10 protein-coding genes are annotated in these 9,730 nt (G+C 65.7%); 6 read left to right on the top strand and 4 right to left on the bottom strand.

The window, feature by feature from the left end; genetic code table 11:
• Positions 1-355, top strand: a 355-nt coding sequence (locus tag HKL97_RS06335) for an ATP-binding cassette domain-containing protein (RefSeq protein ID WP_291423553.1), incomplete at its 5' end; no start/stop codon positions are given.
• Entirely contained in the window at positions 352-1,101 is a 750-nt protein-coding gene (locus HKL97_RS06330) for an ABC transporter permease (protein ID WP_291423552.1), read from the top strand. The genes HKL97_RS06335 and HKL97_RS06330, both read left to right, overlap by 4 nt.
• On the opposite strand, the gene HKL97_RS06325 is transcribed toward HKL97_RS06330, so the two are convergent.
• A complete protein-coding gene (locus tag HKL97_RS06325) occupies positions 1,071-2,255 on the bottom strand; it encodes a DUF2125 domain-containing protein (protein ID WP_291423551.1) in 1,185 nt (394 codons plus the stop codon). The two genes, HKL97_RS06330 and HKL97_RS06325, sit on opposite strands and share 31 nt — an antisense overlap.
• A 113-nt stretch (positions 2,256-2,368) precedes the next feature.
• On the opposite strand from HKL97_RS06325, the gene HKL97_RS06320 reads away from it, so the two are divergent.
• The 4 genes from HKL97_RS06320 to HKL97_RS06305 are packed head-to-tail and all read left to right on the top strand — an operon-like array spanning position 2,369 to position 7,185.
• A complete protein-coding gene (locus tag HKL97_RS06320) occupies positions 2,369-3,313 on the top strand; it encodes a bifunctional riboflavin kinase/FAD synthetase (protein WP_291423549.1) in 945 nt (314 codons plus the stop codon).
• A gap of 18 nt (positions 3,314-3,331) precedes the next feature.
• Positions 3,332-6,136 carry an isoleucine--tRNA ligase gene (gene ileS, locus HKL97_RS06315; RefSeq protein WP_291423547.1) on the top strand — a complete coding sequence of 935 codons (2,805 nt, stop codon included), beginning with the start codon at positions 3,332-3,334 and terminating at the stop codon, positions 6,134-6,136.
• Positions 6,133-6,621, top strand: coding sequence for a signal peptidase II (gene lspA, locus HKL97_RS06310; protein WP_291423545.1), 489 nt, complete (start codon positions 6,133-6,135; stop codon positions 6,619-6,621). Before ileS ends, lspA begins: the two co-directional genes overlap by 4 nt.
• A 9-nt stretch (positions 6,622-6,630) precedes the next feature.
• Positions 6,631-7,185, top strand: a complete 555-nt coding sequence (locus HKL97_RS06305; RefSeq protein ID WP_291423543.1) for a DUF3035 domain-containing protein — start codon at positions 6,631-6,633, stop codon at positions 7,183-7,185.
• 25 nt (positions 7,186-7,210) lie between these two features.
• Here the strand turns inward: HKL97_RS06305 and lysA are convergent, their stop codons facing one another.
• The 3 genes from lysA to argH all read right to left on the bottom strand — a co-directional run.
• Positions 7,211-8,521 carry a diaminopimelate decarboxylase gene (lysA, locus tag HKL97_RS06300; protein WP_291423541.1) on the bottom strand — a complete coding sequence of 437 codons (1,311 nt, stop codon included), beginning with the start codon at positions 8,519-8,521 and terminating at the stop codon, positions 7,211-7,213.
• A 2-nt stretch (positions 8,522-8,523) separates the two neighbouring features.
• Complete coding sequence (gene lptM / locus HKL97_RS06295) at positions 8,524-8,649, bottom strand: LPS translocon maturation chaperone LptM (protein WP_291423539.1); 126 nt, start codon at positions 8,647-8,649, stop codon at positions 8,524-8,526.
• A partial coding sequence (argH, locus tag HKL97_RS06290; protein ID WP_291423537.1) for an argininosuccinate lyase occupies positions 8,646-9,730 on the bottom strand: 1,085 nt, incomplete at its 5' end. The genes argH and lptM, both read right to left, overlap by 4 nt.

Raw genomic sequence — 9,730 nt, 5'->3', positions numbered from 1 at the left:
GCAGACGCTCTCTGGCGGCATGCGCCAGCGCGTGGCGCTGGCCCGCACGCTCTATGAGGACCGGCCGATCGTGCTGATGGACGAGCCGTTTTCCGCGTTGGACAGCATCACCCGGCTCAGAATCCAGAATTTGGCGGCGGAGCTTCTGGCTGGGCGCACGGTGCTGCTGATCACGCATGACCCGCTGGAAGCCTGCCGCCTTGGCCATGCGCTGTTTGTGCTCTCCGGCGCCCCGGCGCGGCTGGGGGCGCCGCTGCATGTGCCCGGCCCGCCGCCGCGCGCGGCCGATGATATCGCCTTGCTGCAGACACAGGGGGCGCTGATGCGCACCCTCACCGAAGCCGCCGCGCCATGAGGGGCGTTCGCCCGGCCACCACCTTCCTGGTGTTTCTCGGCCTGTGGTGGCTGGCGGCCCGCTATTCTTCCGTACCGCCCTTCATGCTGCCGCCGCCGGGCGATGTCGCCGCGGCGTTGTGGACGCAGCGCGGCCTGTTGCTGGGCAATACGCTGGTCACGCTGGCGGAAATCCTGCTCGGCCTGCTCTGCGGCACGCTGCTGGGTGGCATCGCGGCGCTGGGGATCGTGTTTTCCCCGGTGCTGCAGCGCTGGCTCATGCCGGTGCTGGTGGTCAGCCAGGCGATCCCGGTATTCGCGCTGGCGCCGCTGATGGTGCTTTGGTTCGGCTTTGGCATGGTGGCGAAGATCATCATGGCGATGCTGGTGATCTTTTTCCCCGTGACCGCCAATTTTGCCGACGGCCTGCGCCGCACGCCGCCCGGCTGGCTAGATTTGGCGCGCACCATGAACGCCTCGCCCCTGGCCGTGCTGCGCCATATCCGCCTGCCGGCCGGGCTGCCCGCTTTTGGCTCCGGCCTGCGCGTGGCCACCGCCATCGCTCCCATCGGCGCGATCATCGGGGAGTGGGCCGGGGCATCCTCGGGGCTGGGTTATGTCATGCTCAACGCCAATGCGCGTATCCAGACCCCGCTGATGTTCGCGGCGCTGTTCATTCTGGCGGCCCTCACCATCGCGCTTTATGTGGTGGTGGACCGCTTGCTGCGCCGCCTGCTCTACTGGGCGCCTGACACCACCGGCGGCTGAGCCGCGGCGCCTGAGCCGTCCCCCGGCGCCTGCGGCGTGGGGGCGGGCGGGTTCTCCAGCATGTTCCAGTTAATTGTTGGCAAATCCGCGGCTTTCTGGCCGTTGATGATCACGCTGCCGGCGCCGTAGACCAGATGCATGTTCAGTGCCTGCCCTTGCGCCGGGGTGCTGGAGAGATAAGGCGAGAGGCGCGCCTGGATCATGCCGATGGTTTTCTGCGTCTGCGGATAGGCGTTGGTGATGGCAGCGGAGAAAGCGTCGAGATGGTCCGCGGTGACATCGGAGCTGCCCTCGGGCTGGGCCTGGGCATCAAACTTCACATTGCCGCTGGCGTTGAGCGTGCTGGGGCCGATGGCCAGGGTGAGGCTGGCATTGGCATTGCCGCCCTGCGCTGCCCAGCTCTGCACGGCCTGCAGTGCGATTTTGCCGCGCCCGGCCGGGTTTGTCACCGGCACGGTGTTGAACTGGCTCGCCAGCGCCTCCCAGTTGGCGGGAGCGGGGCCGGAGATGTTCAGTTTCAGTCCGATTTGCGTGATGGCGCCGCCAAAGGGGACCGAGGCCAGGCGCGTGAGCAAAGGCGAGAGCGAGATGCCCTTGATGGTCTCGGTGAGGCCAAGCGCCGTAGCGGCGGCGCCGGCCTTGCGGTTGAAGCTGGCGTGGGCGGCGTAGCTATCGATATGGAGCAGCAGCAGGCTGCCGCTGCTGGCCATGATGTTGATGTTGCTGGCCGAGGCGTCGCTCGCCTTGAAGGGGTCGATTTCGGCCGCCGCCAGGGCGTTCAGGTCGATTTGCTGGGTTAGCGCGATGCTGCCGAAGGTGATGGCGGCATCGGCGCGCGGGGTGTTGATGCTGACCTGGCGCGGCAGGTTGTAGCGCAGCTCGCGCGGGTTGGCGGCATCGATCTCCATGCCGAGACTCGGCAGCGTGACCGATATGGGAGCCTGGCTGGGGTTCGGCTGCACGGTGATCAGCACATTCGTGAGCGTGACATCGGCCGCCAACGGCGAGAGGCCGCGGTTGATGCGGGCGTAGCTGATTTTTACATCGCCCTGCGCCTGCATGCGGCTGACCCAGTTGGTGAAGCCGGCCTGCATCCGGCCCTCCGCCCACCACCATAGCCCGAGCCAGACGACAGCAAGGACCAATATGGCCATGCCCAAAACTCTGCCGATAAACCGCATGGTGCAAACTCCGTTCGGGCGATATCTGTGCCGCCATACTGCCTCACCCTTGACCTTTGGCCAAGCGTTGGGGCTTTTGCTGTGCCATGGAGATTTTTAAGGACTGGCGGGGCTTGCCCGCCGCCGCAAAAGGCGCCTGCGTGGCCCTGGGTAATTTTGACGGCGTGCATCTGGGCCATGCCGGGGTGCTGCGCGCCGCCCATGCGGCCAGGCCTGACGCGCCGCTGGCGGTGCTGACCTTCGAGCCGCACCCGCGCGAATTTTTCCGCCCGCAGGACCCGCCATTCCGCCTCTCCCTCTCGCCGGAGCGAGCCGAGGCTCTGGCGGGGATGGGGGTGCAGTTGCTCTATGAGCTGCCCTTTGATGCGGCGTTTTCTCATCTTTCCGCCGGACAGTTCTGCCGCGAGGTGCTGCACGAGGGCGTGGGGGCGGTGCATCTGGCCTGCGGCGGAGATTTTGCTTTTGGGCACCGGCGCGGCGGCGATGTGGCGCTGCTGGCGCGCCAGGCGGAGGCCTTCGGCATGGGCCTGAGCGTGGTGCCGCCGGTGAGCGACGCGCAGGGGCTGATCTCGTCCAGCCGAATCCGCCGCCTGCTGCAGGATGGCTACCCAGGCTATGCGGCGATGTTGCTCGGCCGCCCCTATACCATTCGCGGCGAGGTGCGCCACGGCGATGCGCGCGGCCGCACCATCGGCTTCCCCACCGCCAATATTGCGCTTGGCCGCCATCTGGAGCCCGCGCGCGGCGTATATGCCGTAACCGTGCGGCTGCCGGGCGGGGCGGAGGTGAACGGTGTTGCCAATATTGGGCAGCGCCCGACCGTGGGCGCGGCGGAATCGCGGCTGGAGGTGCATCTGTTGGATTTCGAGGCCGATCTCTACGGCCAGGAGCTGAGCGTGGCGCTGCACCATTTTTTGCGCGAGGAACAGAAATTCCCCAGTTTCGAGGCGCTCAAGGCGCAGATCGCGCTTGATGCGGCGCAGGCGCGCGCCATGCTTGACAGAGATCAAAATCCGGCCAAACCCCTTTAGCCCATGACCGAAGCCCCGATGACCGAAGCAAAGCCCGACTATAAAGCCACCGTATTTCTGCCGCGCACGGAATTTCCGATGCGCGGGGATCTGCCAACCCGCGAGCCGGAGATGCTGCGCCGCTGGGAGGAGATGCGCCTGTGGGAGAAACTGCGCGCAGCCGGGCAGGGGCGTGAGCCGTTCATCCTGCATGACGGCCCGCCCTATGCCAACGGCAATCTGCACATCGGCCATGCGCTGAACAAAATTCACAAGGATGTTATCAACCGCGCGCAGCAGATGTCCGGGCGGGATGCCAACTACATCCCCGGGTGGGACTGCCACGGCCTGCCGATTGAATGGAAGGTCGAGGAGAAATACCGCGCCAAAAAGCTAGATAAGGACCAGGTGCCGGTGCTGGAATTCCGCCGCGAGTGCCGCGAATACGCGCAGCATTGGCTGGATGTGCAGGCGGCGGAGTTCAAGCGCCTGGGCGTCGCGGGCGATTGGGTGAACCGCTACGCCACCATGGATTTCGAATCCGAGGCGTGTATCGCGGGTGAGATCGGTAAATTTCTGCTCAACGGCGCGCTCTACCGCGGCCTGCGCCCGGTGATGTGGAGCCCGGTGGAAAAAACCGCCCTGGCTGAGGCCGAGGTTGAGTATTACGACAAAAAGGACACCGCAATCTATGTCCGCTTCCCCGTCGCGGACACGATCGCGCGCGGCGCCCCCGGCGAGGTGGCGGATCTGCTTGGCTGCGCCATCGTCATCTGGACCACGACGCCCTGGACCATTCCCGGCAACCGCGGCCTAGCGGTGGGGCATGAGCTTGATTATGTGCTGTTGCGCGTGGAGGCCATCGCCGAGGGCAGCGCCGCGGTGGCGGGCGAGAAGCTGATCGTCTCCGAAGGCTTGCTGGAGGATTTCTGCGCCAAAACCGGCATTGCCGCGCATAGCGTGCTGCGCAAATTCCAGGGGCGCGCGCTTGAAGGCCTGTTGTTCAAGCACCCGCTGCACAGCGCCGATGCGGGGTATGATTTTACCGTGCCGCTGATGCTGGGCGAGTTTGTGACCATGGAGGCGGGCACCGGCATCGTCCACATGGCCCCCGGCCATGGCGAGGACGATTTTCTGCTCTGCCGCGCGCATAACATTGCCGTGCCGGACACGGTGGCGGGCGATGGCACCTATTATCCCGCCGTGCCGCTGTTCGCGGGGCTGCACGTTTACAAAGCGGCCGATCCGGTCTGCAACGCCTTGCAGGCGGCCGGGGCGCTGCTGCACCAGGCGGCGTTCATGCACTCCTACCCGCACAGCTGGCGCTCGAAAGCCCCGCTGATCTACCGCGCCACGCCGAACTGGTTCATCCGTATGGATGGCGAGGACCAGATCCGCGAGAAGGCGCTCGCCGCCATCGACGCGACGAAATTCGTGCCTGGGATCGGCCGCAACCGCATCCGCTCCATGGTGGAATCGCGCCCCGACTGGTGCATCTCGCGCCAGCGCGCCTGGGGCGTGCCGATTGCGATTTTTGTTGACAAAACCACGCATGAACCGTTGCGCGATGCGGAGGTGATGGCGCGCATCGTGGAGATTTTTGCGGCCGAGAGCGCCGATGCCTGGTATGCCCGCCCGGCGCAGGATTTCCTGGGCGATAAGTACAAGGCGGAGGATTACGAGCAGGTGTTCGATGTGGTCGACGTCTGGTTCGAATCCGGCTCCACCCATGCCTTTGTGCTGGAGGCGCGCGGCTTGCCCACGCCGGCCGATATTTATCTCGAAGGCTCCGACCAGCATCGTGGCTGGTTCCAGGCGTCGTTGCTGGAATCGGTCGGCACGCGCGGCGTGGCGCCGTTCAAGGCGGTGGTGACAGATGGCTTCGTGCTCGACGAGCAGGGGCGCAAGATGTCCAAGTCGCTTGGCAATGTCACCGCGCCGCAGGAGGTGAACGACAAATACGGCGCCGATATTCTGCGCCTGTGGGTGATGAATTCCGACACCTCCGAGGATCTGCGCATCGGCCCGGAAATTCTTAAGCAGCAGGCGGAACTGTACCGCCGGTTGCGCAATTCGCTGCGCTGGATTCTCGGCTCGCTGGATGGTTTTTCTGAGGCTGAGAGATTGCCCGAAGCCCAATTCTCGGCGCTGGAGCAATTCCTGTTGCACCGGCTGTGGGAGCTGAACGGAAAAATCCAGACCGCCGTGCGTGAGCATGACTGGACCGGCGTGTACCCCGCCATTCATCATTTCTGCGCGACCGACCTCTCGGCGTTCTATTTCGATATCCGCAAGGACTCGCTCTATTGCGACCGGCCGGATTCTGAAAAACGCCGCGCCTGCCGCAGCTTTTTGGATATTCTGCACCGCTGCCTCACGGCCTGGCTGGCGCCCGCGCTGCCCTTTACCGCGGAGGAGGCGTGGATCACGCGTTTTGGCGCGCAGACGTCGGTGCATACAACGCAGTTCCCCGAAGTGCCCGATACCTGGCGCAACGACGCGCTGGCGGAGAGATGGCAGGATAAGATCCGCGCTGTGAGGGCCAATTTCACCAATGCGATCGAGCAGATGCGGCGCGAGAAGAAGGTGGGCTCATCGTTGCAAATCGCTTTGAGCATCCCCGAAAAATGGTCGTTCGGGCTGTCCGCCGGGGAATGGGCGGATGTCGTCATCGTGTCTCAGGTCGATCTGTCAGCGGAGACTCAAAAACCGGATGAGAACATGGAACTTCCCGTGATCGCCCCGGGCGCCAAATGTGAACGCTGTTGGAAGGTACTGCCGGAAGTGGGCGGCAATGCCAGCCATCCCACGCTGTGCGTCCGTTGCTGCGAGGCTGTTGCGTGAAAAAGCGGATCGCCGGATTTTCCCTCGCCGCCCTGGTGCTCGCCGCTGACCAGGGCAGTAAATACTGGGTGCTGCACGGCGCGCATCTGACCGACGGGCATATCCTCGTGTTGCTGCCGGTGCTTAACTTCGTGCTGGTGTGGAACCACGGCATCACCTTTGGCATGTTCGCGGGGGCGGGGGCCAAAGTGTTGCTGGCCACCGTCGCCAGCGTTGTGATTCTCAGCCTGCTGGTCTGGCTGTGGCGGAGCAAAAACTGGCTCACCAGCCTGGCGGTTGGCGCTATTTCCGGCGGGGCGATTGGCAATGTGGCGGACCGTTTGCATTATGGCGCGGTGGTGGATTTCATCCAGGCGCATATCGGCGGCTGGTCCTGGTATGTGTTCAATGTGGGCGATGCCGCGATCGTCTGCGGGGTTGCGGCGCTGATGCTGGACAGCCTGTTTCAGCGCAAGCCAGTTGCCCCGAACGGCGCGCAGCGATAGGAAGAGGCCATGAGAATCAAAATCCCCGCCGCCTGCGCCATTACCCTTGCCATCGTCCTCTCGGGCTGTAGCAACAATATGAAGAAGACGTTCGGGCTGGAAGCCAACCCGCCCGATGCCTTCCAGGTTGGCACGCAGCCGCCGCTCTCCCTGCCGCCGGAACTGGGCGTGCTGCCCACGCCAAACCCCGGCGAACCCCGGCCCCAACAGGTGGATGCGGCCCAGCAGGGCGCTGATGCGCTGGACACCGCGAATGCGCTGACCACCGCCCCCACCACCCAGAGCCCTGGCGAACAGGCGCTGCTGGAGCAGGCCGGCCCGGCGCCCAGCCCAGGCATCCGTGCGCAGGTGAACCAGAACGCGCTGATCGCCAGCAAGCCGCCCGGTTTTGTCGCCAAGCTCACGGGCAGCGGCCCGGTGCCCGCGCCAACGGTGGATGCCGCGGCCGAGCAGCGCCGTTTGCAGGAGAACGAGGCCCTGGGCCAGCCGGTGACCACCGGCGCAACCCCGCAGGACTCGAACGTGAAGCCTGGCTTCTTTCAACGCATCCTGAACGCGTTCTAAGCAGAACGCGTTCCAACGCCGGCGCTCAGACGGGCACGGCCTCATCAGCCCATAGCTGCGCAATGGTCTGCCGCGGTGTGATCAGGTGGAAGCGCCCGCCATCCACCAGCACGGCGGCGGCGCGCGGGCGGGCGTTGTAGCTGCTGCTCATCACCGCACCGTAAGCCCCTGCATCCAAGATCGCGACGCGCGCGCCAGGCGCCATGGGCGGCATCGGGCGGTCCTTGGCGAAGCAATCCGCGGTTTCGCACACTGGGCCGACGATATCAGCCGGTGAGACCTGATTTTGCAGCTGCGCCGCGCCGAGCGGCAAAATTCCGTGCCAGGCTTCGTAAAGGGCAGGGCGCATCAGATCGTTCATCGCCGCGTCCAGCACGATGAAGCGTTTGTCCCCGGCCTGTTTTTCCAGGATCACGCTGCTTAGCAGCATCCCCGCCGGGCCGACCAGATAACGCCCCGGCTCCAGCAACAGCCGCACGCCAAGCCCGCCCACCTCGCGCCGCACGGTGGCGGCGAAGGCGGCCAGCGGCATGCCGGGTTCATCCCCGTAGCCGATCCCCAGTCCCCCGCCGAGATCCAGCACGGAGACCGCAAGCCCGGCCGCACGCAATGCGCGCACCATGGCGGCGGCCTTGGCGTAAGCTTCGGCGTAAGGGGCAGGCGAGAGGATCTGGCTGCCGATGTGCAGCGCGATGCCCACCGGCTCCACCCCAGGCAGGTTTGCCGCCCGCGCGTAGAGGGCGGGAATATCCCGCGCGGCGATGCCGAACTTATTGCCGGCGAGGCCGGTGGTGATCTTCTCATGCGTGCCGGCATCCACATCCGGGTTCATGCGCAGCACCACTTTTGCGGTGCGGCCCATCCGCCCGGCGATGGCCGAGATCATCTCCAGTTCTTCGGCGCTCTCGGCGTTGATCTGCCCGATCCCGGCGCCCAGCGCCTCGGCCAGCTCCACCGGCGCCTTGCCGACGCCTGAATACACCACATCGGCGGCGGCGATTCCGGCACGCTGGGTGCGTAGAAACTCGCCCAGGCTGACAACATCAGCCCCCGCGCCGAGGTGCCGGAAGATATTGAGCACGGCCAGATGGTCGTTGGCCTTCACCGCGTAATGCACATGCACGTTCAGCTGTTGCGCTTCCAGCGCCGTGGTCAGGGCGGCGTAGCGCGCGCGCATGCTCCCCGCGCCGTAAACCCATACCGGCGTGCCGTGCGCATCCGCGATGGCGTTCAGGGCCACGCCCTCAAAGCACAGACCGTCGCGCGCGTGCATGGAAAGGGCCGGGCGCGCAGCCAGAAGCTCCGGCAGACCCGCCGCTTGTGTTGCATCGGCCATGGTTATTGCGCCGGGTAGACGTGCGGGTAGGTCACAGCCCCGGCCGGGCCGGGCGGGGAGGGTTCGCCCCGCCGCCCGCAGGCGGTGAGCGCCAGGCAAAGCATCAAAGCCACGGTGATTCGTTTCATGAAAGTTGTTCCAGCCATTTTGCCGCCTGCGCGCTCACATTCGCAGGCGCCGTTCCGCCATAACTCACGCGCGAGGCCACTGAGGCCTCGACGGTCAGCACATCAAAAATCTCCGCCGTGATACGCGCCTCGACGGAGCGCATTTCCTCAAGCGTGAGTTGCGCGATATCCACCCCCCTGGCTTCCGCCAGCCGGACGATCTGCCCGGTCACATGGTGGGCGTCGCGGAAGGGCATTTTCAGCACCCGCACCAGCCAGTCGGCGAGGTCGGTCGCGGTGGAGAAACCGGAGCCCGCCAACTCGGCCATGCGCGCGGTGTCGGCCTTCAGGTCGCGCACCATCCCGGCGGTGGCGGCGAGGCAGAGCGAGATGGCCTCGCTCGCGTCGAACACCGGCTCCTTATCCTCCTGCATGTCCTTCGCATAGGCCATCGGCAGGCCCTTCATCACGGTCAGCAGCCCGAGCAGATGGCCGAAAATGCGCCCGGTCTTGGCCCGTGTCAGCTCGGCGGCGTCCGGGTTGCGCTTCTGCGGCATGATCGAGGAGCCGGTGGTGAAGGCATCGGAGAGCGAAATCAGCCGGTAGGGCGAGGAGCACCAGATGATGACCTCCTCGGCGAAGCGCGAGAGGTGCATCGCCAAAATGGAGAGCGCGGAGAGATACTCCAGCGCGAAATCGCGGTCGGAGACCGAATCGAGCGAATTGGCGGTCGGGCGCGCAAAGCCTAGCGCCGCCGCGGTCGCGAAACGGTCAATCGGGAAGGAGGTTCCCGCCAGCGCCGCCGCACCCAGAGGGCATTCGTTCAGGCGGCGGCGGGTATCCTCAAGCCGCCCCGCGTCACGCGCCAGCATCTCCACATAGGCCAGCAGATGGTGCCCAAAGGTGACCGGCTGCGCCGTTTGCAGATGCGTGAAGCCCGGCATCACGCTGCCCGCATGTTCCGCTGCGCGCGTGGCCAGCGCCAGCATCAGATCCTTCACCTGCGTGCTCACATCATCGATCGCGCGGCGCACCCAGAGGCGGAAATCCGTCGCCACCTGGTCGTTACGGCTGCGCCCGGCATGCAGGCGGCGCGCCGCCT

The sequence above is a fragment of the Acidocella sp. genome (genome assembly GCF_013044125.1).
In the GTDB taxonomy this organism is placed as follows: Bacteria; Pseudomonadota; Alphaproteobacteria; order Acetobacterales; family Acetobacteraceae; genus Acidocella.
This window is presented reverse-complemented; position numbering and strand designations above follow the sequence as displayed.

Bases quoted from the DNA above. Each gene is read 5' to 3' on its own strand.
- HKL97_RS06330 (WP_291423552.1), top strand. From the start codon at position 352: ATGAGGGGCGTTCGCCCGGCCACCACCTTCCTGGTGTTTCTCGGCCTG.
- HKL97_RS06325 (WP_291423551.1), bottom strand. From the start codon at position 2,255: ATGGCCATATTGGTCCTTGCTGTCGTCTGGCTCGGGCTATGGTGGTGG.
- HKL97_RS06320 (WP_291423549.1), top strand. From the start codon at position 2,369: ATGGAGATTTTTAAGGACTGGCGGGGCTTGCCCGCCGCCGCAAAAGGC.
- ileS (WP_291423547.1), top strand. From the start codon at position 3,332: ATGACCGAAGCAAAGCCCGACTATAAAGCCACCGTATTTCTGCCGCGC.
- HKL97_RS06305 (WP_291423543.1), top strand. From the start codon at position 6,631: ATGAGAATCAAAATCCCCGCCGCCTGCGCCATTACCCTTGCCATCGTC.
- lysA (WP_291423541.1), bottom strand. From the start codon at position 8,521: ATGGCCGATGCAACACAAGCGGCGGGTCTGCCGGAGCTTCTGGCTGCG.
- lptM (WP_291423539.1), bottom strand. From the start codon at position 8,649: ATGAAACGAATCACCGTGGCTTTGATGCTTTGCCTGGCGCTCACCGCC.